Here is a 25,324-nt window from a genome sequence, read left to right as displayed (position 1 = left end):
GATCCGGGCCGCCCGATGCGGCCCGGACCAGCCCTCCCGCGCGGCGCCGGGCGGCGATGGTGTCCGCCCGAACTGAGCGGTCGCGCCGACAGTTGAGATGAGACGGGACGGACCGCGGCAGCGGATGTGCGACCGGCCGCGCTTGTTCGGCGGGGTCTGGAGCTCTTTGCCTGCGCGACAATTTTCGAGGACATGATGAGCAAGCATGTGCTGACCCTGCATTGCGTCAACCGGCCGGGGATCGTTTCGGCCGTGACCACCAGCCTCTTCAACGCCGGCGGCGACATTCACGAGGCGCAGCAGTTCGACGACCAGGAGACCGGCCGCTTTTTCATGCGTGTCGCATTTTCGCTCGGCGGGACGGTGGAGCCGTTGCGCCAGGCGCTCGACGGCGAGTTGTGGCGCTTCAACCTGACCTGGACGCTGCGCGCCGCCGACGAGAAGCGGAAGGTTTTAATCCTAGTCTCCAAATTCGATCACTGCATGGGCGATCTGCTCTACCGCATGCGCATCGGCGAACTGAACATGGAGTGCGTCGGGATCGTGTCCAACCATCCGAGTTCGGCGCTGAACCTGACGCTGCACAATGGTCTGCCCTATCATTATCTGCCGATCACGCCGGCGACCAAGACCGAGCAGGAGGCGCAGATCAGGACGGTGATAGAAGAGAGCGGCGCCGAACTCGTCGTGCTCGCCCGCTACATGCAGATCCTCTCCGACGAGATGTCGGCTTATCTTGCCGGTCGCTGCATCAACATCCATCACAGCTTCCTGCCAGGCTTCAAGGGCGCCAAGCCCTATCACCAGGCGCACGAGCGGGGCGTGAAGATGATCGGCGCGACGGCGCATTATGTCACCGGCGATCTCGATGAAGGGCCGATTATCGCCCAGGACGTGGAGACCGTGACGCATCAGGACACGCCGGATGACCTTGTCCGTAAAGGCCGCGACATCGAACGCCGCGTTCTGGCACGCGCTGTTTCCTATCATCTGGAAGATCGTGTGTTGTTGAACGGTCGTAAAACGGTGGTTTTCGGACGGTGAGACGGGAGGTCTACCCCATGCAGACATCGGCACATTTTGAACGAGGAGGCCGGACGTGCGCAGCTTGTTGAAACGTTTTACCGAGGGCAGCAAGGCCGCGGCGCCGGAACAGCCGTCGCTCGGCGACATCGTGTCAGGCTATTCCATCGAGGTGATGCCGAGAACGGCGGCGAAGGTCGAGGATTTCCGGGCGCTGCTGCCGAAGGGCACGCGCGTCTACATCGCCCACATCGAGGGCACGCCGATCGAGGACATGGTCGCGACCGCAAAGCGCATCTCCGGTGAAGGCTACCCGGTCATGCCGCATTTCCCGGCCCGCATCATCGACAGCGCTGCTGTTCTTGAGGACTGGATCAAGCGATACCAGGGCGAGGCGGGTGTCGACCAGGCGCTGCTGCTCGGCGGCGGTGTGTCGGTTCCGGCCGGCAGCTTCGACAATTCCATGCAGATGCTGGAAACCGGCCTGTTCGACCGCTATGGCTTCAAGCGTATGCATGTCGCCGGTCACCCGGAAGGCAACAAGGACATCGACAAGGACGGATCGTCGAAGGTGGTCGACGAAGCCTTGCAGTGGAAGCAGAAATATTCCGAGCGCACCGACGCCGAGATGGCGATCGTCACCCAGTTCGCCTTCGATGCCGAACCGATCATCGCCTGGGACCGTCGCCTGAGGGCCGCTGGCATCACACTGCCGATCCATCTCGGCATCGCTGGTCCGGCCAAGCTTCAGACCATGCTGAAATTCGCCGTCGCCTGCGGCGTCGGTCCTTCCTTGAAGGTGTTGCAGAAGCGCGCGATGGATCTCACCAAGCTGATGCTGCCCTATGAGCCGACCGAGGTGTTGACCGACATGTCTGCCTATCTCGCGACAGAGAAGGACAGCCTGATCGAACAGCTGCATTTCTTCCCGCTGGGCGGCATTTCCGCTTCGACCGACTGGGCCAATGCGCAGGTGGACGGGAAGCCGGCCGAATAACGTCGGACCAGGCTGAAAAACACAAGAAGGCGGCGGGTGATGAACCTGCCGCCTTTTCGTTTGTCAAATCTCCGGTCCGATCCCGAAAGATCAGAGGATGAAATCGCTCTTATAGAGCGTCACGGCGTCATCGAGATGAATGGCGAAGTCGGCGACCTTGTCGCCGTTGACGTCGCCATAGATATAGGTGTCGGACGCCTTCTTCTCGTAGCGAAGGTCGCCGGACCTGCCGGTGAAGGCCTTGGTGCCGATGAAGCTGAAGCCCTGGTTGCCGGAAATGTTGGTGTTCGCGTCGATCCCGGCCAGGTCGATGGTGTCTGCGCTGGTGAAATCGTAGATCGTGTCGCGTCCCGAAGAGGAAACAGTGCTGTCGGCACGCGACTTGAAGATGAACGTGTCGCTGCCGCTTTCGCCGTAGAGCTTGTCGCGGCCGGCCCCGCCGGTGATCTTGTCGTTACCGCTGCCGCCATAGAGGCTGTCATTGCCGCCATTCCCGAGAATGGTGTCGTTGCCGGCGTACATGCGTATGAAGTCAGTCGCGTTGCCGCCCTTGAAGGTATCGTTGCCGCTCAGCACGCTCGCCATCAGCTTCACGTCGTCTGCGGTCGATGTGGTGCGTGCGGCGGCGACGATCTTCGTGGCGGCGAGGGAAAAGCTTTCCAGCGCGAACACCTTGGTGCTGCCGCTGAGGCCGGCATAGCTGGTGATCGTTCCGGCGATCGGCTCGCCCTGCGAATTGTAGCGGAAACCGGTGCCCCGGAACTCGTCCGCGGCACCGCCACCGTAATTGGCGCGGAAAAGAGTGCTGGTCGAGGTGAACGAATTCGCGTCGTAGAGATAGCTGAAATTGATGTCCCTGATATCGAGACCAAAGCGGGAACTGACGGTTATCTTGGCCACGGGTGCCTCCCTGAATGCGTATAGAAACGCGCCATCGCTATAGCGCAACAAGCGCTTTTTCAACCGGAGATTAGAGGGGCAAACGCCACCCGCTGGCCCATTGTTGGGGATACCGGTGGGCGCTCAGATCGCCAGTCCCAGCCCGGCGAGATAGGCGGCGGAGGCGGGGATCTTGCTGTGGTCGCGCAGCTCGATGATCAGGCGCGGGCAACTGTCGGTCTCGGTAAGCGCCGTAAACACGCTGTGCCAGAGAATGCTGCCTTCCCCCAGGCTCCAGTGCCGGTCGCCATAACCATCCGCATCTTGCAGATGCACGTGCTTCAGCCGCGCCCCGGCGATGCGGATGTAGTGGTCGACGGGCGGTGCGCCGGTGGAGCCGTGGGCGTAATGCGCATGACCCGTGTCGACCGAGACGGAGACGGCGGGAGAGTTGAAGCTGTCGGCGAGCGCGATGCGCTGAGCCGGGTCCTTGTCCTCGATGTTCTCGATCACGAGTTCGCAGCCGATGTCCTCGGCCCGCTTCACCGCCGCGCCGATGGTCTGGTGGCACCGTTCGATGATGGCGTAGAACTCTTTTTTCTCGTTCATGATGTGGTTGTAGGACCACGTCGTGAACGGGCTGTGGATCACCATGTGCGTGGCACCGAGCGCCTCGCAGACGGCAAGCCCCTGGTCGATCCGCCGGCTGGCGACGGCCCGGACGTCCGGGTCCTCCGAATCGATTGTGAAGCCCCAGAACGGGCCGTGGATGCCGACCCTGCCGGTATGTCCGTCGAGCAGCCTTTTCGCCTGCTCGACCCGCGGCATCCAGTCGCCGTTCAGCACATCGGCCATAACGAAGTCCTGCAGTTCCAGATCGCGCTGATGTGCGATCAGCCAGTCGCGGTGAAGCTCGAGGCTTTTCAGCGTCATGGCGGCGCCGACGACGGGCAGGGTGGTCATGCTGGGCTCCGATCGTATCTGGATGGCCGTCGCGAAGGCGCCGGCGAAGAGGATACATGCGGACCGGTGGAACAAGAGGGAGACCGGCGCGCGCACGCTGCCGGACGGATTACATTACCTGTATGACATCAGGATTTCGCCACCGTGAAACCGGTGTGAAAACAAATTGTCCCGCCAGCGCCGTGTGCCGCCGGTAGTCGATACGTGGAGAATGTACGGAAGAAGAAGTGGCACGCCCTAGGGGAGTCGAACCCCTCTTCCCAGAATGAAAATCTGGTGTCCTAACCGATAGACGAAGGGCGCGTGCGCTTCGTGGTGGCGCCCTTATAGTCAGGGCTTGACGTTCCCGCAAGCGCAAAATTGCGCTTTCTTGCAAAAAATATGACAGGCGTGAGGACGTCTGGCGCTCTCAGTATTGTCTAACAATAACAAACGGCTAGCTGTTCTGTTGGGCGGCAGGTCGCCGCAGCTTTCGCTATTCTTCCACCACCGTCGCGGTCTCCGGGTAAATCGGCGGCTGGGCGGGTGCCGGCGCACTGAACAGGCTTGCCACGGCGGCGTTGTAGCCGTGTTGCGGCACGCCGGTCGGAACAAGGCTGGCAGGCGTTTCCGGTGCGCGCGGCGCAGCCTCTGCAACGGCGGCGCCTTGGGCGGAGAAGATGCTGGACTGGCCGGCCGCGACCTGTGTCGGCTGCATGACCACCTCGCCGACCTGCGACGGATCGCCAGGAACGGGCTGGGTCATGGCGGCGGCGTCGGTGGTCTCGTCGATCGGCTCTGCCTCGCCGGACGCATTCACCACCATCGGATCGACATAGCCCTTCTTGCCGGGTTTCGTATCCTTGGCGGCGTCGGTGGAGGTCTCGTTCGCCGCGATGTCGCCGCCCTGCTCAAGACCGAGCAGGTCCTTGGCCGTCGTCGTGCAGCCGCAGGTGATGAGGCCAAGAGCGAGCGTGGCGGCGAGCCTCGTTCCGGTAGAGATGATCCGCATGTTGAGAACCCCGTTCAAGCAGGCATCCGGACGGTCGCCCGAGGGTATCGACGATCCGGATGCATTTCGCCCATTGTCGGGCGCGAAGCTTGCGCGAGGCGGGGTAGGCTTACCAGGCGCCGGTGTTCGGCATGGAGGCCCAGGGCTCCTGCGGCGGCAGGTCGGCGCCCTTCTGCAGGATTTCGATCGAAATGCCGTCCGGCGAACGCACGAAGGCCATGTGGCCGTCGCGCGGCGGGCGGTTGATCGTTACGCCATTATCCATCAGCTTCTGGCAGATCGCGTAGATATCGTCGACCTGATAGGCGAGATGGCCGAAATTGCGCCCGCCGGTATAGTCTTCCGTGTCCCAGTTGTAGGTGAGTTCCAGGCACGGGGCGAGGCCGGTCCTGACAGCATCCATGTCGTCTTCGGCAGCGAGAAAGACGAGGGTGAAACGGCCCTTCTCGTTTTCGAAACGTCTGACCTCCTGAAGACCGAAAAGGTCGCAGTAGAAGTGCAGGGAAGCATCGAGGTCCTTAACACGGACCATGGTGTGCAGATAACGCATGTCGTCCTCCGGTTTGCTGTTACGATATGGAGCACGCGACAGCCTGGAGCAAGGCAGGGCGCGCACAAAAGCACTTGGGTATATTTCAAACTAGGGCTTGCGCCCGACCGTTCTCGGAATGTTAATCTGTCTGTCAAGAATCAGTTAACTGTTGCCTGAGTGACGCGTTACCGAGGGGCTGAAGGACATGGCGAACAGGATGTCAGAGAAGGGGCTCGCTGATATCGAGGATCTCTCCAGCGAGCCGGTCGATCTGATCGAAATCACCGGTGTCGTCAAGTGGTTCGACGTCGCCAAGGGCTTCGGTTTCATCGTTCCGGACAATGGAATGCAGGATGTGCTGCTGCACGTGACCTGCCTCAGGCGCGACGGTTACCAGACCATTCTCGAGGGAACCCGCATCGTCGCCCTGATCCAGAAGCGCGAACGCGGCTACCAGGCCTTCCGCATTCTCTCCATGGACCAGTCAACCGCGATCCATCCATCCCAGATGCCGCCGATGCGCACCCACGTGCAGGTGGTGCCGACCAGCGGGCTGGAACGCGTCATCGTCAAGTGGTTCAATCGCACCAAGGGCTTCGGCTTCCTGACACGCGGCGAGGGCACCGAGGACATTTTCGTTCACATGGAAACGCTGCGCCGCTTCGGCTTGACCGAACTGCGTCCCGGCCAGACGGTGCTGGTGCGTTTCGGACCCGGCGAAAAGGGCCTGATGGCCGCTGAAATCCATCCTGATAATCCCGGCCCGGCAGCACGGGCGCATTGATGGCGATCATGCGCAGGATTTACGTTGGAAGCGCACTCGTTGCGCTTTTTTCGTTGGTAGTTTTCACCGTCCTCATCGGCAGCGGTGCGTCCTCGGCCGCCACGAGCACGATCACGATCAGCACGGCGGCCGGCGCCAGCCATGATTTTTCCGTGGAGCTGGCCGTTACGCCGTCCGAGAGGGCGCAGGGACTGATGAACCGCACCGAGCTCGATCCCGATTCCGGCATGCTGTTCGACTTCGGCGAAGCGCGGCCAGTCACGATGTGGATGCGCGACACGCCGCTGTCGCTGGACATGCTCTTCGTCGGCGACGACGGAACGATCCTCAAGATCGCGGAGAACACCAAGCCCCAGTCGGACGACCTGATTTATTCCGGCGACGATGTTCGTTACGTGCTCGAAATCAATGGCGGCCGCAGCGCGGCGCTCGGAATCGCCAAGGGCGACAGGCTGAGCGGCGAGGCGATCCGGCCGGCGTCCGAATAGAAAAATTTCGCCACATCTTTCGTGTCGGCAACCGGATTTTAGCGGTTGCGACGGCACCATGAACCGTGTATTCCGGCACGGACCCGAGAGACGGAGTGTAGCGCAGTCTGGTAGCGCATCTGGTTTGGGACCAGAGGGTCGGGAGTTCGAATCTCTCCACTCCGACCACTCGCATCGCGGCTGAGGCCGCGGTCGGGCGGGATGTCCTTGGCGTCCGGCATGGGATACCGTGACCCTGAAGTGTGTTTGGAGCCCACGCGAATGTCCGCCAAGATCTACCGCCCCGCAAAGACCGCCATGCAGTCCGGCAAGGCCAAGACCCATCTCTGGGTTCTCGAATTCGACCAGTCGGTGCCGCGCAAGATCGACCCGATCATGGGCTACACGACAACGGCGGACACGCTGCAGCAGGTCAAGCTGACCTTCGAGACGCAGGAACAGGCAGAAGCCTACGCCAAGCGCAACGGCATCGACTACCGCGTCATCCCGCCGAAGGAAGCCAACCGCCAGGTCGTCTCCTACACAGACAATTTCCGCTACAGTCGCCTCCAGCCGTGGACGCACTGAGCGTCGATAGGCTTCGCCGTCCGCTCGGGCGGCCAATGCGGTCCCTTAGCTCAGCTGGATAGAGCAAGTGCCTTCTAAGCACTAGGTCGTAGGTTCGAGCCCTACAGGGATCGCCATTTCACTGATTTCTCATGCGACCTTCGACGGGTTCGCTCTCACGCCGCCCCCGCCGGATCGCCGCCCGGCATCAGTGCCGGGTCAACCGCCGTCTTGCGTTTCACGTCATCCTCGACGCCTGCGCCGTCATCACGGACGCGCTTGCTCTCGTCGGCTTCCGGATGCGTGCCGTCGGAGACGCTGCCGGGATGCGGGTCTTCGACATTGGGATCGGGCGTGGCGGACGGCTGGTTCTTCGGATCCTGCGACATGATCTTGCTCCTGTTTCACGGCCAATGCGCGCGCCTTGTGAAAGTTCCAAGGGGACAACCGGTCACGTTCGATCACGGTTGAGAAATCGGGGCTTCCCGCTGGAACTTCGCCGTGTCAGCATGGTTGTTGATGCATGTCCCCATGGAGGCGTTGATGACCGACAGAGAACAGCAGATTCGTGAACGGGCTTATGCCCTCTGGCAGGAGCAGGGCGAGGCTGAAGGCTTGCACGAAAGCCATTGGCACCAGGCCGAGCAAGAGATCGACCGGGAGTACGGCGAAGGCACGATCTCCGGCGATACGCCCCCGGGTCTTTCTCCGGAAGCGCCCCAGGCCGGCATGGAAAACGCCCCGGTGGCCGCGCCGGCCAAGAGCAAGGCAAAGGCCAAGTCATCCAAGCCGGCCGTGCCGACCGACGGCGTACACATGGGCGCGATCCCGGGTGATCCCGTGGTCCGCTAGCGGGCGGTGTAACAGGCGACGAAGCGCTTTCCTGCGGGAGAGCGTTTTGTCCATCCGATATGCGCGATCACGCTTGTCGCAGCAGGCGAGGTGGCCCGATGGCTTTTCACCTTCACGCTCCCTTAACCAATCTGCCGCACACCCTTAGGGACCCGTTGATCACCGAACGAGTCCCGCAATGGCCCGCTCCGCGCAGTCAAGACGTTCAAAGCCCCGCAGCCGCCGCAAGACGGCGCCGGTCCGTTCGGGCGGAGGCCTGTGGTCCTGGATCCTGATTTTGGGCGTCGTCGCCGGTGGCATCGCCGCCTACGAGCGGCGCGACCAGCTGCCGCGCGAAATCGCCTCTCTCCTGCCGGCGCCGGAGCGAACAGATCGCGTCGGCGAGAAGCCGAAGCGGCAGGCGGCGGAGCGGACGACGCCGAAACCTGCGAAACCCGTTCAGAAGTCCACCGACGTCGCGCGGCGGTCGGAACGCCCGATTCCGAAGCCGCTCGCCCGTCCTGACGACATCACCACGGCGGCGGTAACGCCGCGCGCGCCAATTCCGGCTGTTCCCGTCGGCAAGCCGGGCGCAACGGTTGAGAAGGCCTCGCTGCCGCAGGCTGGCCTGACCGGCAAAGGCCATTCCGGCCGCTTCTACTTCTGCGGCACCTCTGGCCTCGACAGCTGTGTCGCGCGGGGAGATACCTTCTGGTACCACAAGAGCCGCGTCACGCTGGCCGATATCGTCGCGCCGGCGACGGAAGGTGCGAGATGCCAGCAGGAGCGAGACCTGGGTTTCGCCGCGCAGGTGCGGCTCAGGGAACTGCTGAACGCCGGGAGCTTCGAACTGGCGGCCGCGGGCGAGGGCAGTCATCGGATCGTCAGCCGCAACGGAAGGTCGTTGGGCGCCGTTCTCGTCGCGGAGGGCTTGGCACGTCCGCGCGGTTCGGCGGCAAGGTCGTGGTGCCCCTGATCCTGTTCACACGGGCCAAAGAAAAAGGCCCGCGCGAGGCGAGCCTTCCTGATTCTCAACGCTCGTGTTCCACTCAGTGCAGGATCTGGCTCAGGAACAGTTTCGTGCGCTCGTGCTGCGGATTGTCGAAGAACTCGGCCGGCGCGTTCTGCTCGACGATCTGGCCCTGGTCCATGAAGATCACGCGGTTGGCGACCTGACGGGCAAAGCCCATTTCGTGGGTCACGCAGAGCATGGTCATACCTTCCTCGGCAAGTCCCACCATGGTGTCGAGCACTTCCTTCACCATCTCAGGGTCGAGCGCCGAGGTCGGCTCGTCGAACAGCATGATCTTCGGGCGCATGCAGAGTGCGCGCGCGATCGCCACGCGCTGCTGCTGGCCGCCCGAGAGCTGGCCCGGATACTTGTGAGCCTGTTCCGGGATCTTGACGCGGGTGAGGAAGTGCATCGCCACTTCCTCGGCCTCCTTCTTCGGCATCTTGCGCACCCAGATCGGCGCCAGGGTGCAGTTTTCCAGAATCGTCAGGTGCGGGAACAGGTTGAAGTGCTGGAACACCATGCCGACCTCGCGGCGCACCTCGTCGATCTTCTTGAGGTCGTTGGTCAGTTCCATGCCGTCGACGATGATGTTGCCCGACTGGTGTTCCTCAAGGCGGTTGATGCAGCGGATCATCGTCGACTTGCCCGAGCCGGACGGCCCGGCGATGACGATGCGCTCGCCCTTCATCACCTTCAGATTGATGTCGCGCAGCACGTGAAAATCGCCGTACCACTTGTTCATCTTGATGATTTCGACGGCGACGTCTGTGTCCGAGACGGCCATGGGAGCGGAATTGGCATTGGCCATGGTGATTCCCCTTGAACGAGTTCTTATCGTTTGTGTCCGGTGTCGAGGTGCCGCTCCATGAAGGCGGAGTAGCGCGACATGCCGAAGCAGAACAGCCAGAAAATGAAGCCGGCGAAGATCAGGCCGGTGATCGGCGTGACCGGCGTAATCCAGTTCGCATCCCGGAAATTGAGCTGCACGATGCCGAGCAGGTCGAACATGCCGATGATCGAGACCAGCGAGGTATCCTTAAACAGCCCGATGAACGTGTTGACGATACCGGGAATGACGAGCTTGATCGCCTGCGGCAGGATGATCAGCTGCGTCGTCTGCCAGTAGCTGAGGCCGAGCGAATCGGCACCTTCATACTGACCCTTCGGGATCGCCTGTAGCCCGCCGCGGATGACTTCGGCCATGTAGGCGGAGGCGAACAGGGCGACCCCCACCAGCGCGCGGAGGAAGTTGTCGATCGTCCAGCCGGTGGGCAGGAAGAGCGGCAGCATGACGTTCGCCATGAACAGCACCGTAATCAGCGGCACCCCGCGCACCACCTCGATGAAGGTGACGCAGAGGAACTTGATCACCGGTAGGTTCGATCGTCGGCCGAGCGCCAGAAGGATGCCGAGCGGCAAGGATACGGCGATGCCGACGAAGGACAGGATCAGCGTCACCATCAGTCCGCCCCACAGCGTCGTCTCGACCCGCTCGAGGCCGAGGCCACCGTGCAACAGCCAGAAGGCGACGAAGGGGAAGATCACGAACAGCAGAAGCGCGTTGAGACCCTTGCGCGGCAGCTTCGGGATCAGCAGCGGGACGAGAAGCGCGACGAACAGGACGGCGACCAGGATCGGCCGCCAGCGTTCATCGAGTGGATAGCGCCCGAACATGAACTGTCCGAAACGCTCCTCGACGAAGGCCCAGCATGCGCCGCTCCAGCCTTCCGGCTGAATGCCGCCCTGAGGGATGGTGGCGCAGACAGAACGGTCCGAGCCGACCCAGCTTGCCTGGATGAACAGCCAGTTGAGGATGCCGGGGATGGTCCACAGTAGAAGCGCGAGCGCCACGATGGTGAGCACCGTGTCCTTGGGCGTCGCGAGCAGATTGGCTCTTATCCAGCCGCTGACTGTGCCCTGACTGATCGGGGCGGGGCGTGGATCGAGCATTTCCTGACGGACAAAGGCTTTTTGTGTTGCCATCGGTTAGCGCTCCACCAGGGCCATTCTGGCATTGAACCAGTTCATGAAAACGGACGTCGCCAGGCTGATCGAGAGGTAGACGACCATCCAGATCGACACGACCTCGACAGCCTGTCCGGTCTGGTTGAGCGTCGTTCCGCCTGTCGCCACTAGATCGGGAAAGCCGATCGCCGCGGCGAGGGAGGAATTCTTCGTCAGATTGAGATACTGGCTGGTGAGCGGCGGAATGATGATCCGCATCGCCTGCGGCACGACCACGAGACGTGTCGCCTGGCTGGGTTGAAGGCCGAGCGCGGCGGACGCCTCGCTCTGGCCCTTCGCCACGCCACGAATGCCGGCGCGGATCGTTTCGGCGATGAACGAGGCGGTGTAGAAGGACAGCGCCAGATACAGCGCCACGAATTCCGGCCCGAGGACAGCACCACCCGTAAGGTTGAAGCGTCCGAGTTCCGGAAAGCTGAAGCTGAGCGGCCAACCGACCGCGGCAAACGCCAGCACGGGAAGGCCGACGATCAGGCCGAGCGACGCCCAGCCCACGGGAAACTGCTGTCCCGTCGCGGCCTGACGGGCCTTGGCCCAACGCGCCATGACGATGGCGGCGACGATAGCGACCCCGAATGCGATCGGCAGCACGATGGAGCCGTCACCCCACGAGGGCTTGGGGATGGCGAGGCCGCGATTGTTGAGGAACATGCCGAAGGGCAATTCGAGAGATTCGCGAACCTGGGGCAGGGTGCTCAAGACACCGGAATACCAGAAGAAGATGACCAGCAGCACCGGGATGTTACGGAATACCTCGACGTAAACGGTGCACAGCCTTGCAATCAGCCAATTGCCCGAGAGACGGCCGATGCCGATGATGAAACCGACGATCGTGGCGGTGATGATGCCGGTGACCGCAACCAGTATCGTGTTGAGAAAACCGACCAGAAGGGCGCGGCCGTAAGTCGAGTCGCTGGAATATTCGATCATCGACTGGCCGATGTCGAAACCGGCGCGGCTGTCGAGGAAGTCGAAGCCCGAGGCGGTGCCGGATCGAGCGAGGTTTTCGGCCGTATTCCCGGTCACCCAGATCACGAAGATGACGGTCAGCAGCGCAGTCAGGATCTGGAAGAATATCGCGCGGACCGTCGGATTGTAGATATAGCTGCTAAGCGTTCCCCGTTCCGCCGGCGCGCTCAAGGCGTGGTCAGTCATTGGCCAGTCCCCTGTGGTTCTTTTCGAACCTTATTGTGTCGTCGTCAGGCAAAAAGGCCGGGGCGCGTCAGACGCCCCGGCCGATATCAGCGGATCAGCGGATCGGCGGAGCGTACTGCAGGCCGCCCTTGGTCCACAGAGCGTTGAGGCCACGTTCGATCTTCAGCGGCGTGGACGCGCCGATGTTGCGCTCGAACACTTCGCCATAGTTACCGACGGCCTTGATGATGTTGTAGGCCCAGTCGTTGGTCAGACCAAGGTCGGTACCGATCTTCGAGTCGGCTTCGGTGCCGAGGAAGCGCTTGATGTCGGGGTTGGTGGTGGACGACTTGATTTCGTCGACATTGGCCTGGGTGATGCCGAATTCTTCAGCCTGCACCAGAGCGTAGTGCGTCCACGAAACAATATCGAACCACTGGTCGTCACCCTGGCGAACGGCCGGGCCAAGCGGCTCCTTGGAGATGATTTCCGGCAGGATGACGTGGTCGTCCGGGTTGGTCAGGTTGAGACGCACGGCATAGAGACCCGACTGGTCGGTCGTGTAGACGTCGCAACGGCCGGCGGCGTAGGCAGCGTTCACTTCCTCGAACTTTTCGAAGACGACCGGCTTGTATTCCAGGTTGTTGGCGCGGAAATAGTCGGCGAGGTTCAGTTCGGTCGTGGTGCCGGCCTGGACGCAGACGGCAGCGCCGGAGAGTTCGAGCGCCGACGAAACGTTGAGGCTCTTCGGGACCATGAAGCCCTGGCCGTCATAGTAGTTGACGGTGCGGAAGTTGAAGCCGAGCGCGGTGTCGCGGCTGATCGTCCACGTGGTGTTGCGGAACAGCACGTCGCCTTCGCCGGACTGCAGCGCGGGGAAGCGCGTGGTGCCCGTGGTTGGCGTGTACTTGACCTTGGTTCCGTCGGCGAAAATTGCCGCTGCGACAGCCTTGCAATAATCAACGTCGAAACCGGACCAGTTGCCGGAGGCGTCAGGTGAAGCAAAGCCGGCGAGACCGGTGTTGACGACGCACTGAACAAAACCCTTGGCCTTCACGTCGTCGAGCGTAGCGGCGGAGGCGGCGGACGCGCCCATTCCGAGAACCGCAGCGCCGAGTGCGACTGACAGGAACTTGATGTTCATTTTTCCCAACCTTTATCTGTTGTCTTTTTGCTGACGGTGGGTTGCGCCTGTGAAAACGCGCATGCCACCGGCCCGCCGCCCTCCCGGCGCGGACCGACCTATCACAGTCGTAAATGGGTGTGTGGTCAAGTGTTGATGGCAAGAATCGGACACAAAAGTGGCAATTCGCCTAAATGGCTTGAAAAATGGGCATATTTTGCTGTTCTAAGGCAGCTGTTGAACAAAAAAGTGACTGCTGAAAACGCTTTGAATCGCGTTTTTACCGTTTTGGAGACGTGTGCAGGCCCTCTTGACCGACCCCGCCGGGGAGGCCACAAATGCCGCCGATACGACGCTGACAAAAGGTGCCTTTACACATGAAAGACCGCAAGAAGATGCTGGCCGAAGCCGGCACGGATACCAGGCTCTGCCATATCGGAAACGACCCGTCCGACTTCTTCGGTTTCGTCAATCCGCCGGTCGTTCACGCGTCAACGGTCCTGTTTCCCGACGTGAAGACGATGGAAACCCGGGCCCAGAAATACACCTACGGAACGCGCGGTACGCCGACGACAGATGCGCTCTGCGCGGCGATCGACGAGCTGGAGGGCTCCGCCGGAACGATTCTGGTGCCTTCGGGGCTGGCCGCGATCACCGTGCCATTCCTCGCCTACCTGTCGGCGGGCGACCATGCGCTGATCGTCGATTCGGTCTATTCGCCCTGCCGCCATTTCTGCGACACGATGCTCACGCGTCTGGGCGTCGAGATCGAGTATTACGATCCTGCCGTCGGCGCCGGCATCGAAACGCTGATCCGCCCCAACACGAAGCTCGTGCACACCGAGGCACCCGGTTCGAACACCTTCGAAATGCAGGACATCCGCGCCATCGCCGACGCCGCCCACAAGCATGGCTGCGTCGTCACCATGGACAATACCTGGGCGACGCCGCTCTATTTCCGGCCACTCGATTTCGGCGTCGACGTCTCGATCCACGCCGCCACCAAATATCCGTCCGGCCATTCCGATATCCTGATGGGAACGGTTTCGGCCAACGAGGCCCACTGGAAAGCGCTTCACGAGGCTCAGATTACGCTCGGCACCTGCCCGTCGCCGGATGATTCCTACATGATCCTGCGCGGCCTGCGCACTATGGGCCTTAGGCTCGATGCGCACCAGAAGGCAGCCCTTGCCGTGGCTGAATGGCTGGAGGGCAGGGACGGTGTGGCCAGGGTCCTGCATCCGGCGCTGCCGAGCTTTCCCGGCCACGACATCTGGAAGCGCGACTTCAAGGGCGCCAGCGGAATCTTCTCCTTCGTGCTTGCCGCCGACGGTCAGGCACAGTTCAAGCCAAAGGCCCGCGCCTTCCTCGACGAACTCTCCCTCTTCGGCCTCGGCTATTCGTGGGGCGGCTACGAGAGCCTAGCGGTCATGGTCAATCTCGACGACCGCCGGATCTGCAAGGCACCGGCGGAAGGCCCGGTCATCCGTCTGCAGATCGGCCTGGAGAATGTCGAGGACATCATCGCCGATCTCGAACGCGGTTTTGCGGCGGCTGCGAAGGTCTGAGATCAGCCCTTGGCGCGGTAGCCGTAGAGCCAGTCGAGATCGGAAATCAGAGCCTTCGGCGATCTGAGCGACAGCACAAGGTCGCGCGCGACCCGCATCGGGCCGCTTGCGTGATAGGCCATCCGGTTGAAATCGGCCCGATCCTTGACCTTGGCGGCACGGCGTTTCCGGCCGGTCTCGAAGGATGACAGTGCCTGTGGCAGGGGCTGGCGGGACACCGTGCCGGCCAGTTCGAACCCATCCTCGATCGCCATGGCCGCGCCCTGGGCCGCGAACGGCATCATGGCATGCGCGGCGTCGCCGATCAGGACCGTGTCGCGGCCGTTCTGCCAGCTGCCGGCACTCGCCTGGTAAAGCGGCCAGAACGTCGGCTCGCCAGCCTCCAGCAACAGCGCGACGACCTTGCGGCTCCAGCCGGAAAACCGTTCCATGAGGACCGCCCGTTGCGCGGCGCTGCCCTGCGCCGCCCAGGTCTCGCCCGGACTGGCGCCGGCCGTGATCGCGACGATGTTGAAGCCGTCGATCTCCTTGAGCGGATAGCAGACCATATGGCTGTCGCGGCCGAGATAGGCGGTGAGGTTCGACGGATCCAGAATGTCAGTGCGGCCCGTGTCCTTCAGGGTAAACCGCCAGGCGACATTGCCGGAAAAAGTGACGCCGGGACTGTTGGGCACCCGCTCGCGAAGGGTCGACCACACGCCGTCGGCGCCGACGAAGAGGTCGGCCTTCACGCCGGTCAGTGCCTCGATGGATGCGGGATCGGTCGATGTCAGCCGCGAGCCGAGATGCAGCCGGCAATTGCGATTATGCAGCACCGCGTGGAGCAGGCCCTGTTGCAAGGTCGCGCGATGCAGGACGCCATAAGGCGCGCCCCAGCGCTCGCGGGCGAAACGACCGGCGGGCAGGGCGGTGATGGTTTTCAGCGAGCGCCCGTCGGCAAGCCGCAGCGTGTCGGGCTCGCACCATTTTCGCTCAAGATCATCGAGCACGCCGAGTTCGGCGAGAATGCGCGAGGCGTTCGGCGAGAGCTGCAGCCCGGCGCCGACTTCGGTCAGCTGCGGCGCCTGCTCGAGGATGTTGCAGTGTATGCCGAGACGCGCGAAGGAGAGCGCGGCCGTCAGCCCGGCGACACCGGCGCCGACGATCGCGACGTTCTGGATGGACATGGAAAACGCCGTCCTGACGGCCGGTTTCTAGACCTGGAGATCAGGCGGCCTTGCTGTGGAACACGCAGCCGGCCGGGATCGTCTGTTCCGCCTTCAGGGACGGATTGTAGCGATAGAGCGTCGAGCAGTAGGAGCAGACCTTCTCGTTGTCGTCGCCCATGTCGATGAAGATGTGCGGATGGTCGAACGGCACGGATGCGCCGGTGCACATGAATTCCTTCACGCCGATCTCGATCACGCGGTGACCGCCATCGTTCTGGAAGTGGGGGATGGAGTGCCCGGCCATGAATGTCTCTCCGCTGCCATTGCCTGTTTGCGGCGGACATTATCGCCGTTCGCCGCAAATGTGTAGTGCCGCGCCTGGGGAAGCGGCGAGAAAAACTTTCGCGGGCCGTTGGATGAAAGAGTGTGTTCTCTTATGGTGCGCGCCGACGAAAGGACCCGCCGCATGAACCTCAACGTGCCCGCATTCTCCCTGTTTTATCACGATGGCCTGCAGCTTGCCTATTTTGACCAGGGAGAAAGAGACGCCCCGCCGGTGTTGCTGATTCACGGCTTTGCCTCGACGGCGAGCGTCAACTGGGTCAATCCGGGCTGGCTGAAGACACTGATTGAAGCCGGCTACCGGGTGATCGCGCTGGACAATCGTGGCCATGGCGCGAGCGACCGCCCGCACGATTCGGAGGCCTACTATCCGCCGCTGATGGCCGCCGACGCCGCCGCGCTCTTGAAGCATCTGGGCATCGAAAAGGCCCATGTGATGGGTTACTCAATGGGCGCCCGCATCTCGGCGTTCATGGCGCTGGATTATCCAGATATGGTCCGCTCGCTCGTATTCGGTGGCCTTGGAATCGGCATGATCGAGGGTGTCGGCGACTGGGACCCGATCGCCGACGCGCTGCTGGCGCCATCGCTCTCCGACGTCACCCATGAACGCGGCCGCATGTTCCGCCTGTTCGCCGACCAGACCCGTTCGGATCGCTTCGCGCTCGCCGCCTGCATCCAGACCTCGCGTGTGCTGGTGACGCGCGAACAGGCCGAAAGCATCGACCAGCCGACACTGATTGCCGTCGGCACGAAGGACGATATCGCCGGCTCAGGCGAGGAGCTGGCGAAGATCATGCCGAACGCCCGGGCGATCGACATCCCGAACCGCGACCACATGCTCGCCGTCGGCGACCGGGTGTTCAAGGCGGCGGTGCTGGATTTCTATCGCGAGTTGGACGGTCCGCTCACCGCCCGGTGAAGATCGGCTTCCGCCGCTCGACGAAGGCGGCGCGGCCTTCCGCGTAGTCTTCGCTTTCGAAGGTCGAGGCACCGAGTACCGCCGCGTCCGACATAAGCACCGGGTCGGCGGTTTCGGTAGCCCGCAGCGCAAGCTTGGCCGCCTGCACGGAGAGCGGCGCGTTCTGCGCGATCATGCCAGCAAGCTCGAAGGCGGCGCCGTCGAGTGCGCCAGGTGGCGTGACCTCCAGAAGGAAGCCATTGGCGGCGAGCGTACCGGCGGTCATCGCCGCGCCGGTGAAGAGCGCCTTGCGCGCCTGTTGCGCGCCGAGCGACAGCAGGAAGTCGCCGACGGCATCGGCCGGATAGGCAAGCCCGAGCCGCGCCGCCGGCACGGCGAACACGGCGGTGTCGTCGGCCAGCCTCAAGTCACAGGCCGCTGCCAGCCCGAAACCGCCGCCGTAGCAGATGCCCCTGATCGCCGCGACCACCGGAACCCGGCAGTCGCGCACGGCGGCAAACGCCGCTGAATTGGCCGCCTCGTAGATTCGAGCCGTCTCCGCGTCCTTGCGGACGGTCGGAAACTCGGAAATGTCGGCGCCCGCGGAAAAATCCCGCTCGCCGGCCCCCGACAGCACGACGACCCGAGCGTGGGCGTCCGCCACCAGCCAGTGCAGCGCTTCCGGGATCGCCCGCCACATCGCAAGGGTGACCGCGTTCTTCCGCTCCGGATGGTCGAGTACCAGCGTACCCACGCTATCGCGACACGCGGCCTTCACTCGCCCTCGGGCGAAATCACTCGTTATCTTCATTTTGATCGGCCCATTTAAGTCGAGTCACACTTGCTATATATATTGTCATCGAACACGACGAGGAGACAGTCGATGCCGGCCAAGAGCGAAATGCTTCAGGGACAATCGCTGAAGACCATGGACCCGATCTGGGACACGCTCCGTCAGGAGGCCAAGCTTGCGGCGGAGCGCGAGCCGTTGCTCGCCGCCTTTCTCTATTCCACCGTCCTGAACCACCGCTCGCTGGAAGACTGCGTGATCTATCGGATCTGCGAACGGCTCGACCATCCCGATCTGCAGGCGACGCTGTTGCGCCAGACCTTCGAGGAAATGCTCGAGGACTGGCCGGAATGGTCGACGATCGTGCGCGTCGACATCCAGGCGGTCTACGACCGTGATCCCGCTTGCCTGCGGTTCCTGGAGCCGGTCCTCTATTTCAAGGGTTTCCACGCGATCCAGACCCATCGTCTGGCGCACTGGCTGTGGAAGAAGGGTCGCCGTGATCTGGCGCTCTACCTGCAGAGCCGCTCGTCGAGCGTCTTCCAGACCGACATCAACCCCGCTGCTCATGTCGGCCGCGGCATTTTCCTCGACCATGCCACCGGCCTTGTCGTCGGCGAGACCGCGCGGATCGGCGACAACGTCTCGATCCTGCACGGCGTCACGCTCGGCGGCACCGGCAAGGAGGGCGCCGATCGCCATCCAAAGATCGGCGATGGCGTGCTGATCGGCGCCGGCGCCAAGGTGCTCGGCAATATCACGGTCGGCAATTGCTCTCGTGTGGCAGCCGGTTCGGTCGTGCTGAAACCCGTTCCGCCTTGCTCGACCGTCGCCGGCGTCCCGGCCCGCGTGGTCGGCGAAGCCGGTTGCGCCGAGCCCGCCCGGTCGATGGACCAGATGCTCGCCTCAGAGGCGTGAGAGGCTCTTTCCAGCCGGGCTAATTCTCGGAGAAAACCGGATAAACGGCGCTCGCGCCTTTACAGCGGCGCGCGGGCCGTGCGACAAGCGCCGCGATTTGAACAGTTGATGGAGATTGCGGTGAAGCCGGAAGAAATCAAGAAACTCGAAGCCTACTTCAAGCGCATGTTCAATCCGAACATGGTCGTCAAGGCGCGGCCGCGCAAGGATGACTCGGCCGAAGTCTATCTGGGCGATGAGTTTCTCGGCGTCGTCTTCAAGGACGACGAGGATGGCGATCTGTCCTACAATTTCTCGATGGCGATCCTCGACGTGGATCTCTGAGCGGTTCCCCGTTTGATGACATTCGAGGGCCGGTTGAGCGATCAACCGGCCCTTCTTGATTGTCGTCAAATGCAACCAAGAGATTTTGTGCAATGCAACAAAATTCCTTGACCGAATGTGCGCCAGTGCTTATATGAGGCTCAGAACAACGACGGGAAGGAGCATTTGCATGTTCAATTTTGACGAAGCCAACCGGAAGGGCAAGGAAGCCATGGACAACGCGCTGAAGGGCTATTCCGACGTCGCCAGGGGCTTCCAGGCGATCGCCACCGAAGCAACCGAATATTCCAAGAAATCGTTCCAGGACATGGCCGCCCACATGGAGGCGCTCACCTCCGTGAAGAGCGTCGAGCAGGCCATGGAGCTCCAGACCTCGTATCTGAAGTCGTCTTACGAGAGCTTCGTTGCCGAAGCCACGAAGATGGGCGAAATGTACGCCGATCTCGCAAAGACCGCCTACAAGCCCTACGAGGCACCTGTTTCCAAGGCAATGTCGATGTCGAACGCCGCCTGAGCGGTTTAAACCCGACAATCCCAAGGACCGGTCGCGACATTCGCGGCCGGTTTTTTTTCGTTTGTACGCTCTCTTCCTCCTTATTTTTGGGCCCTTTGCGCAAATCTGTTTGCACTGCGCCACGGGGGGCTTAAAATTGGCTCAAATCGAACTACCTTATGACAACTGTGTCACGGGGCGGTCTTGTCGTTCAAAACCGTCCCTGGCCGAGGAGAATGAATTGAAATGATCGCCAAGCCGCTTCTCATGCAGCAGCAACGGGATGGGGACAACGCCAATCGCGGCACCTCGGTGATCACGCGTACGAAGCCGAAGACGAAGAAGCCGAACCTGTATCGCGTGCTGCTTCTGAACGACGACTACACACCGATGGAGTTCGTGATCCACATCCTGGAGCGTTTCTTCCAGAAGGATCGCGAGGCAGCGACCCGTATCATGTTGCATGTCCACAATCATGGCGTCGGCGAGTGCGGCATCTTTACCTATGAGGTGGCCGAGACCAAGGTCAGCCAGGTGATGGATTTCGCGAGGCAGCACGAACATCCGCTTCAGTGCGTGATGGAAAAGAAATGAGGAACTGACTGTGCCCACATTTTCTCCCAGTCTAGAGAAGGCGCTGCATCAGGCACTGACTTTTGCCAACGAGCGGCACCACGAATATGCAACGCTCGAGCACCTGCTGCTGGCATTGATCGATGATGCCGACGCGGCGGCCGTGATGGGCGCCTGCAACGTCGATCTCGACGCTCTGCGCAAGACCGTCAAGGATTATGTCGACAACGAACTCGCCAATCTCGTGACGGGGTATGACGAGGATTCCAAGCCGACGTCCGGATTCCAGCGCGTCATCCAGCGCGCGGTGATCCACGTCCAGTCGTCGGGCCGCGAGGAAGTCACCGGCGCGAACGTGCTGGTCGCGATCTTCGCCGAGCGCGAGAGCCACGCCGCCTTCTTCCTTCAGGAGCAGGAGATGACCCGCTACGATGCGGTCAATTATATCTCGCACGGAATCGGCAAGCGTCCGGGGGCGACCCAGACCCGCGCGCCGCGCGGTGCCGAGGAAGGCGAGAGCGAGGCCAAGCAGGCCCGCGACGCTGACGAAGGCGGCCAAAAGAAGCAGCAGGACGCGCTGAAGGCCTACTGCGTCAACCTCAACGAAAAGGCCAAGGGCGGCAAGATCGATCCGCTGATCGGTCGCCACGACGAGGTCAACCGCACGATCCAGGTCCTGTGCCGTCGCTCGAAGAACAACCCGCTCTATGTCGGCGATCCCGGTGTGGGCAAGACGGCGATCGCCGAAGGCCTTGCCAAGCGCATCGTCGAAGGCAAGGTGCCGGAAGCGCTGGCCGACGCCACCATCTTCTCGCTCGACATGGGCACGCTGCTCGCCGGCACGCGCTATCGCGGTGACTTCGAGGAACGCCTGAAGCAGGTCGTCAAGGAACTGGAAGAGTATCCGGGAGCCGTGCTGTTCATCGACGAGATCCACACGGTCATCGGCGCCGGCGCCACCTCTGGCGGCGCGATGGATGCATCGAACCTATTAAAACCGGCCCTCTCTTCCGGCGCGATCCGCTGCATCGGCTCGACCACCTACAAGGAATACCGCCAGTTCTTCGAGAAGGACCGGGCGCTGGTCCGCCGCTTCCAGAAGATCGACGTCAACGAACCGTCGATCGACGATGCGATCGAGATTATGAAGGGCCTGAAGCCCTACTTCGAGGACTATCACAAGCTGAAATACACCAACGACGCCATCAAGGCCGCCGTTGAGCTTTCGGCCCGCTACATCTCCGACCGCAAGCTGCCGGACAAGGCGATCGACGTGATCGACGAGACGGGCGCGGCGCAGATGCTTTTGACCGCGTCCAAGCGGCGCAAGCTGATCACCGAGAAGGAGATCGAGGCAACAATCGCCACCATGGCCCGGATTCCCCCGAAGACGGTGTCCAAGGACGACGAGATGGTTCTCGCCAATCTCGAAAAGGAACTGCGGTCTGTCGTCTACGGCCAGGACAAGGCGATCGAGGCGCTGTCGACCTCGATCAAGCTGGCGCGCGCGGGTCTGCGCGAACCGAACAAGCCGATCGGCGCCTATGTCTTCTCCGGTCCGACCGGCGTCGGCAAGACCGAGGTTGCGAAGCAGTTGGCTTCGTCGCTCGGCGTTGAACTGCTGCGCTTCGACATGTCGGAATACATGGAGCGGCACACGGTTTCCCGTCTGCTCGGTGCGCCTCCCGGCTATGTCGGCTTCGACCAGGGCGGTCTCCTGACCGACCAGGTGGACCAGCATCCGCATTCGGTCGTGCTGCTCGACGAAATCGAGAAGGCGCATCCGGATATCTACAACATCCTGTTGCAGGTGATGGACCACGGCTCGCTGACGGACCACAACGGCAAGAAGATCGACTTCCGCAACGTCATCCTGATCATGACGACCAATGCGGGCGCATCGGAAATGGCCAAGGCCGCGATCGGCTTCGGCTCGTCCAAGCGCACCGGTGAGGACGAAGAGGCGCTCAACCGCCTGTTCACGCCGGAATTCCGCAATCGCCTTGACGCAACCATTCCGTTCGCGCCGCTGCCGACGGAGGTCATCCACCAGGTCGTGCAGAAGTTCGTCATGCAGCTGGAAGCCCAGTTGTCGGAACGCAACGTCACCTTCGACCTGTCGAAGGAGGCAATCGCCTGGCTCGCGACGCGCGGCTACGACGAGAAGATGGGCGCCCGGCCGCTGTCGCGGATCATCCAGGAGCACATCAAGAAGCCGCTCGCCAACGAGATCCTCTTCGGCAAGCTGAAGAAGGGCGGCGTGGTCAAGGTCGGTGTGAAGACCGACGATACAGGCGCCGAGGTGCTGGATCTGGAGGCGGTGTCCGAAGTCGCTCCGGTCAAGCCGAAGCCCGAGGCCGAGCAGGTCGAGGCCAAGGCCAAAAAGCCCCGCAAGGCGGCGAAGGCCAAGGCGGAGAAGGTGACCGAGCCGGAACCGGAGCCGAAGCGCCGGACATCGGTTCCGCGGGTGCCGAAGAAATAAGTCGAGGAATTCGACACACAGAAAGGCCGGGCAATGCCCGGCCTTTCTGCGTTTCCAGAATTGAAGCCTCTCTCTGAGACCTCAGCCGGCATTGGGGACGCGGGCCACCACCTTGATCTCGAAGTCGAAACCGGCAAGCCAGGTGACGCCAACGGCGGTCCAGTTGGGGTAGGGCGCTTTCGGGAACACGGCTTGCTTCACGGCCATGATGGTGCCGAACTGGTTTTCCGGGTCGGTGTGGAAGGTCGTCACATCGATGATGTCATCGAGGCCGCACCCGGCGGCTGCGAGCGTCGCCCGCAGATTGTCGAAGGCAAGCTCAACCTGCCTCGCGAAATCGGGTTCCGGGGTGCCGTCTGTACGGCTGCCCACCTGGCCGGAGACGAACAGGAGATCACCGGATCGGATTGCGGCGGAATAGCCATGCTCTTCATAGAGCGCGTGCCGATTGGCGGGGAAGACGGGTTGAGGCTTGGACATTGATTTTCCTTATCTATGGCATGACGAGACCCGTTCCGCGGACGTCATGCGCCGCCGGCTTTCCAGGTCTTCAATTTTCATATACGGTGCGTATGTAATCTGATGACATACGCGCCGTATGTCAAGTTGAAATACGTTACGTATGTGAAAGAGTAGCCGAATGGCCAAAAGCCGTGCAGAAACGATGGAGGAAAACCGCGCCAAGCTGATCGGCGCGGCGCGCAAGGCGTTCGCGGAAAAGGGCTATGCGGCCGCGTCCATGGACGAGCTGACGGCTGAGGTCGGGTTGACGCGCGGCGCCCTCTACCACAACTTCGGCGACAAGCGCGGCCTGCTGGCCGCCGTCGTCGATCAGATCGACAGCGAGATGGCCGCCCGCGCCCAGCAGATCGGCGCAGAGACCGCCGATGACTGGGACGGCCTGCTGGCCGAGGGCGCTGCCTATATCGAGATGGCCCTTGATCCCGAGGTCCAGCGCATCGTCCTGCTCGACGGTCCCGCCGTGCTCGGCGATCCGTCGCTGTGGCCGAGCCAGAACAGCTGCCTGCAGGTCACGCGCCGAACGGTGGAGAAGCTGATCGAGCGTGGCGTCATGAAGCCGCTCGACGCCGAGGCGGCGGCGCGGCTGGTGAGCGGCGCGGCGCTCAACGCGGCGCTGTGGGTGGCTGCGAGTGACGATCCCAAAGGCGTGCTGCCGAAAGCGCTGGAGGCATTCCGGGCGCTCGCGGCGGGTTTGCTCGCCAAGCCGGCATGACAGGCGCATTGCCCGTGCCGCGCGTTTGCGCTAGCGGTAGATCGATGTCCGAAGCAGCATACTCATCATCCTCACTCCACTGGTTCCTTGCCGGCGCGCGGGGAATCTTCACGCTTCCGGCGCTGATCCTGATGACCTCCTTCGTCGGCTTCGCCGCCTTCGCCTTCGAGGCCGGACTGACGCGCGGCGAGGCAATGTTCATGACGCTGATGGTCTGGGCGCTGCCGGCCAAGATGATCCTCACAGGCATGCTGGTAAGCGGCGCCCATCTCTTCGCGATCATCCTCGCTGTCTCGCTCTCGTCGATCCGGATGATGCCGATGGTCGCGTCTCTGGTGCCAGACATGCGCAGCGAGCGGACGCCGACCTGGTGGCTGCTGTTCCTCTCGCATTTCGTCGCCATCACCGCCTGGGTCTTTGCCACCCGCACGATCAGCGCGGTCCCGCGCGAGCATCGCACCACCTATTTCGCCGGCTTCGGAATGACGCTGACGCTGGTCAACACGGCTCTGGTCGGCATCTGTTTCGGCCTTGTCGCGGCTTTTCCGCCCGTTGTCGCCGGTATTCTCTATTTCCTCACACCCGTCTATTTCATCGCCTCGATCTGGGCGACGTCGCGCCAGCCCCTGCTGAAGCTCGCTTTCGTCATCGGAGCGGTCGGCGGTCCGGTGCTCGCCCTTGTCGCGCCTGGCATGGATATCCTGATCGCCGGCATTGGCGGCGGAACGCTCGCGTGGGTGATCGACCGCCAGATCAGGCGCTCGAAAGCGGCCAGGGTGGCGCCGGACGAGGGAATGCCGTGATGTCCGACTACTGGGTTTATGTCGTCATCATCGTCGCCGGCTGGCTGGCGACCGATATCTGGCGCTGGCTGGGAGTTCTGGCCGGCAACCGGCTGGACGAGGAATCCGAGGCGCTGCGCTGGGTGAAGGCCGTGGCGACGGCCTTGGTGATGGCGGTCACGGTGAAGCTGATCGTGTTTCCCACCGGCTCACTCGCGGAAACGCCGCTGTGGTTGCGGCTCGGGGCGACGCTCGCCGGCTTTGCCGCCTTCCTTGCCACCGGCCAGCGCGTTGCCGTTGGCGTTGTGGTGCCGATCGTGCTGCTGGCGGCGGGCCTGGCGCTGTTGTGAGCCCCACGGAAAAGCCGCTGCCGCTCTTGGAATGGCAGTTTGTCACGCGGCAGGTCAGGATGCTGAAGAGAGTGGGGGAAAACCCCGG

30 protein-coding genes and 3 tRNA genes are annotated in these 25,324 nt (G+C 62.6%); 19 read left to right on the top strand and 14 right to left on the bottom strand.

The genetic code is table 11. From position 1 onward, the window contains the following. Nucleotides 1-195 precede the first annotated feature (195 nt). Nucleotides 196-1,044, top strand: coding sequence for a formyltetrahydrofolate deformylase (gene purU / locus J5J10_RS08670; RefSeq protein WP_211929595.1), 849 nt, complete (start codon nt 196-198; stop codon nt 1,042-1,044). 55 nt (nt 1,045-1,099) lie between these two features. Next, a complete protein-coding gene (locus J5J10_RS08665) occupies nt 1,100-2,020 on the top strand; it encodes a methylenetetrahydrofolate reductase (RefSeq protein WP_349252056.1) in 921 nt (306 codons plus the stop codon). A gap of 90 nt (nt 2,021-2,110) precedes the next feature. Here J5J10_RS08665 and J5J10_RS22695 read toward each other — a convergent pair whose 3' ends face one another. The 5 genes from J5J10_RS22695 to gloA all read right to left on the bottom strand — a co-directional run bounded on the left by J5J10_RS22695 (nt 2,111) and on the right by gloA (nt 5,403). Further along, nucleotides 2,111-2,920 carry a hypothetical protein gene (locus J5J10_RS22695; RefSeq protein ID WP_349252055.1) on the bottom strand — a complete coding sequence of 270 codons (810 nt, stop codon included), beginning with the start codon at nt 2,918-2,920 and terminating at the stop codon, nt 2,111-2,113. A 123-nt stretch (nt 2,921-3,043) separates the two neighbouring features. After that, complete coding sequence (locus J5J10_RS08655; RefSeq protein ID WP_211929594.1) at nt 3,044-3,862, bottom strand: sugar phosphate isomerase/epimerase family protein; 819 nt, start codon at nt 3,860-3,862, stop codon at nt 3,044-3,046. Nucleotides 3,863-4,090: 228 nt separating this feature from the next. Then, nucleotides 4,091-4,165, bottom strand: a tRNA-Glu gene (locus J5J10_RS08650). A 172-nt stretch (nt 4,166-4,337) separates the two neighbouring features. After that, nucleotides 4,338-4,871: a hypothetical protein gene (locus tag J5J10_RS08645; protein WP_211929593.1), complete on the bottom strand. Its 534-nt coding sequence runs from the start codon at nt 4,869-4,871 to the stop codon at nt 4,338-4,340. A 91-nt stretch (nt 4,872-4,962) separates the two neighbouring features. Next, nucleotides 4,963-5,403 carry a lactoylglutathione lyase gene (gene gloA, locus J5J10_RS08640; RefSeq protein ID WP_211929592.1) on the bottom strand — a complete coding sequence of 147 codons (441 nt, stop codon included), beginning with the start codon at nt 5,401-5,403 and terminating at the stop codon, nt 4,963-4,965. Nucleotides 5,404-5,590: 187 nt separating this feature from the next. Here gloA and J5J10_RS08635 point away from each other — a divergent pair, with 187 nt between their 5' ends. The 5 genes from J5J10_RS08635 (at nt 5,591) to J5J10_RS08615 (ending at nt 7,340) form a co-directional block, all read left to right on the top strand. Next, nucleotides 5,591-6,169: a cold-shock protein gene (locus J5J10_RS08635; protein WP_208549825.1), complete on the top strand. Its 579-nt coding sequence runs from the start codon at nt 5,591-5,593 to the stop codon at nt 6,167-6,169. A gap of 8 nt (nt 6,170-6,177) precedes the next feature. Next, a complete protein-coding gene (locus J5J10_RS08630) occupies nt 6,178-6,657 on the top strand; it encodes a DUF192 domain-containing protein (protein ID WP_246745824.1) in 480 nt (159 codons plus the stop codon). A gap of 91 nt (nt 6,658-6,748) precedes the next feature. After that, nucleotides 6,749-6,825 (top strand) — tRNA-Pro (locus J5J10_RS08625). 93 nt (nt 6,826-6,918) lie between these two features. Next, nucleotides 6,919-7,224, top strand: coding sequence for an ETC complex I subunit (locus tag J5J10_RS08620; protein ID WP_211929591.1), 306 nt, complete (start codon nt 6,919-6,921; stop codon nt 7,222-7,224). 39 nt (nt 7,225-7,263) lie between these two features. Then, nucleotides 7,264-7,340, top strand: a tRNA-Arg gene (locus tag J5J10_RS08615). Between the two features lie 39 nt (nt 7,341-7,379). Here the strand turns inward: J5J10_RS08615 and J5J10_RS08610 are convergent. Continuing rightward, the gene (locus J5J10_RS08610) at nt 7,380-7,592 is read right to left on the bottom strand and encodes a hypothetical protein (RefSeq protein WP_211929590.1); all 213 of its coding nucleotides are present in this window, start codon (nt 7,590-7,592) and stop codon (nt 7,380-7,382) included. 154 nt (nt 7,593-7,746) lie between these two features. Here J5J10_RS08610 and J5J10_RS08605 point away from each other — a divergent pair, with 154 nt between their 5' ends. Beyond that, nucleotides 7,747-8,055, top strand: coding sequence for a DUF2934 domain-containing protein (locus tag J5J10_RS08605; RefSeq protein ID WP_211929589.1), 309 nt, complete (start codon nt 7,747-7,749; stop codon nt 8,053-8,055). A 178-nt stretch (nt 8,056-8,233) separates the two neighbouring features. Continuing rightward, complete coding sequence (locus tag J5J10_RS08600) at nt 8,234-9,010, top strand: nuclease (protein WP_211929588.1); 777 nt, start codon at nt 8,234-8,236, stop codon at nt 9,008-9,010. 73 nt (nt 9,011-9,083) lie between these two features. Here the strand turns inward: J5J10_RS08600 and J5J10_RS08595 are convergent, their stop codons facing one another. The 4 genes from J5J10_RS08595 to J5J10_RS08580 all read right to left on the bottom strand — a co-directional run bounded on the left by J5J10_RS08595 (nt 9,084) and on the right by J5J10_RS08580 (nt 13,352). Then, nucleotides 9,084-9,857: an amino acid ABC transporter ATP-binding protein gene (locus tag J5J10_RS08595; RefSeq protein WP_211929587.1), complete on the bottom strand. Its 774-nt coding sequence runs from the start codon at nt 9,855-9,857 to the stop codon at nt 9,084-9,086. 23 nt (nt 9,858-9,880) lie between these two features. Then, entirely contained in the window at nt 9,881-10,999 is a 1,119-nt protein-coding gene (locus tag J5J10_RS08590; RefSeq protein ID WP_249116867.1) for an amino acid ABC transporter permease, read from the bottom strand. A 36-nt stretch (nt 11,000-11,035) separates the two neighbouring features. Then, the gene (locus J5J10_RS08585; RefSeq protein WP_211929585.1) at nt 11,036-12,229 is read right to left on the bottom strand and encodes an amino acid ABC transporter permease; all 1,194 of its coding nucleotides are present in this window, start codon (nt 12,227-12,229) and stop codon (nt 11,036-11,038) included. Between the two features lie 94 nt (nt 12,230-12,323). Continuing rightward, on the bottom strand, nt 12,324-13,352 hold the full coding sequence (locus J5J10_RS08580) for an amino acid ABC transporter substrate-binding protein (protein ID WP_208549892.1): 1,029 nt from the start codon (nt 13,350-13,352) through the stop codon (nt 12,324-12,326). 356 nt (nt 13,353-13,708) lie between these two features. On the opposite strand from J5J10_RS08580, the gene J5J10_RS08575 reads away from it, so the two are divergent. Beyond that, the gene (locus J5J10_RS08575; protein ID WP_211929584.1) at nt 13,709-14,899 is read left to right on the top strand and encodes a cystathionine beta-lyase; all 1,191 of its coding nucleotides are present in this window, start codon (nt 13,709-13,711) and stop codon (nt 14,897-14,899) included. Nucleotides 14,900-14,901: 2 nt separating this feature from the next. Here J5J10_RS08575 and J5J10_RS08570 read toward each other — a convergent pair whose 3' ends face one another. Both J5J10_RS08570 and J5J10_RS08565 read right to left on the bottom strand, forming a co-directional pair. Beyond that, nucleotides 14,902-16,065, bottom strand: a complete 1,164-nt coding sequence (locus J5J10_RS08570) for an FAD-dependent monooxygenase (protein WP_211929583.1) — start codon at nt 16,063-16,065, stop codon at nt 14,902-14,904. 40 nt (nt 16,066-16,105) lie between these two features. After that, nucleotides 16,106-16,351 (bottom strand): zinc-finger domain-containing protein, encoded by a 246-nt coding sequence (locus J5J10_RS08565; protein WP_208549902.1) that lies wholly within the window; start codon nt 16,349-16,351, stop codon nt 16,106-16,108. A gap of 162 nt (nt 16,352-16,513) precedes the next feature. On the opposite strand from J5J10_RS08565, the gene J5J10_RS08560 reads away from it, so the two are divergent. Then, the gene (locus tag J5J10_RS08560) at nt 16,514-17,311 is read left to right on the top strand and encodes an alpha/beta hydrolase (RefSeq protein WP_211929582.1); all 798 of its coding nucleotides are present in this window, start codon (nt 16,514-16,516) and stop codon (nt 17,309-17,311) included. Here J5J10_RS08560 and J5J10_RS08555 read toward each other — a convergent pair. Further along, on the bottom strand, nt 17,298-18,101 hold the full coding sequence (locus J5J10_RS08555; protein WP_211929581.1) for an enoyl-CoA hydratase-related protein: 804 nt from the start codon (nt 18,099-18,101) through the stop codon (nt 17,298-17,300). The genes J5J10_RS08560 and J5J10_RS08555 overlap by 14 nt on opposite strands. A gap of 72 nt (nt 18,102-18,173) precedes the next feature. Here J5J10_RS08555 and cysE point away from each other — a divergent pair, with 72 nt between their 5' ends. The 5 genes from cysE to clpA all read left to right on the top strand — a co-directional run bounded on the left by cysE (nt 18,174) and on the right by clpA (nt 22,870). Beyond that, the gene (cysE, locus tag J5J10_RS08550; RefSeq protein ID WP_211929580.1) at nt 18,174-18,998 is read left to right on the top strand and encodes a serine O-acetyltransferase; all 825 of its coding nucleotides are present in this window, start codon (nt 18,174-18,176) and stop codon (nt 18,996-18,998) included. 120 nt (nt 18,999-19,118) lie between these two features. After that, on the top strand, nt 19,119-19,322 hold the full coding sequence (locus J5J10_RS08545) for a DUF3126 family protein (RefSeq protein WP_208549909.1): 204 nt from the start codon (nt 19,119-19,121) through the stop codon (nt 19,320-19,322). Between the two features lie 169 nt (nt 19,323-19,491). Further along, the gene (locus J5J10_RS08540) at nt 19,492-19,836 is read left to right on the top strand and encodes a phasin family protein (protein ID WP_208549911.1); all 345 of its coding nucleotides are present in this window, start codon (nt 19,492-19,494) and stop codon (nt 19,834-19,836) included. A gap of 225 nt (nt 19,837-20,061) precedes the next feature. Further along, complete coding sequence (clpS, locus tag J5J10_RS08535; RefSeq protein WP_208549914.1) at nt 20,062-20,409, top strand: ATP-dependent Clp protease adapter ClpS; 348 nt, start codon at nt 20,062-20,064, stop codon at nt 20,407-20,409. Between the two features lie 10 nt (nt 20,410-20,419). Next, nucleotides 20,420-22,870 carry an ATP-dependent Clp protease ATP-binding subunit ClpA gene (gene clpA / locus J5J10_RS08530; RefSeq protein ID WP_211929579.1) on the top strand — a complete coding sequence of 817 codons (2,451 nt, stop codon included), beginning with the start codon at nt 20,420-20,422 and terminating at the stop codon, nt 22,868-22,870. An 81-nt stretch (nt 22,871-22,951) separates the two neighbouring features. Here clpA and J5J10_RS08525 read toward each other — a convergent pair whose 3' ends face one another. Beyond that, nucleotides 22,952-23,350, bottom strand: a complete 399-nt coding sequence (locus tag J5J10_RS08525) for a RidA family protein (RefSeq protein ID WP_208549918.1) — start codon at nt 23,348-23,350, stop codon at nt 22,952-22,954. Nucleotides 23,351-23,510: 160 nt separating this feature from the next. Here J5J10_RS08525 and J5J10_RS08520 point away from each other — a divergent pair, with 160 nt between their 5' ends. From J5J10_RS08520 to J5J10_RS08510, 3 genes are read left to right on the top strand one after another with little or no spacing between them, the layout of a single operon-like run. Further along, entirely contained in the window at nt 23,511-24,104 is a 594-nt protein-coding gene (locus J5J10_RS08520; protein ID WP_211929578.1) for a TetR/AcrR family transcriptional regulator, read from the top strand. A 44-nt stretch (nt 24,105-24,148) separates the two neighbouring features. Beyond that, nucleotides 24,149-24,907 carry an AzlC family ABC transporter permease gene (locus tag J5J10_RS08515; protein WP_211929577.1) on the top strand — a complete coding sequence of 253 codons (759 nt, stop codon included), beginning with the start codon at nt 24,149-24,151 and terminating at the stop codon, nt 24,905-24,907. Next, on the top strand, nt 24,904-25,236 hold the full coding sequence (locus J5J10_RS08510; protein ID WP_211929576.1) for an AzlD domain-containing protein: 333 nt from the start codon (nt 24,904-24,906) through the stop codon (nt 25,234-25,236). The genes J5J10_RS08515 and J5J10_RS08510 overlap by 4 nt, the downstream gene beginning before the upstream one ends. Nucleotides 25,237-25,324 lie beyond the last annotated feature (88 nt).

Source organism: Ciceribacter sp. L1K23 (assembly GCF_018122705.1).
Taxonomy (GTDB): domain Bacteria; phylum Pseudomonadota; class Alphaproteobacteria; order Rhizobiales; family Rhizobiaceae; genus Allorhizobium.
The sequence above is the reverse complement of the archived record's forward strand: the minus strand, read 5'-3'. Positions and strand labels throughout refer to the sequence as shown.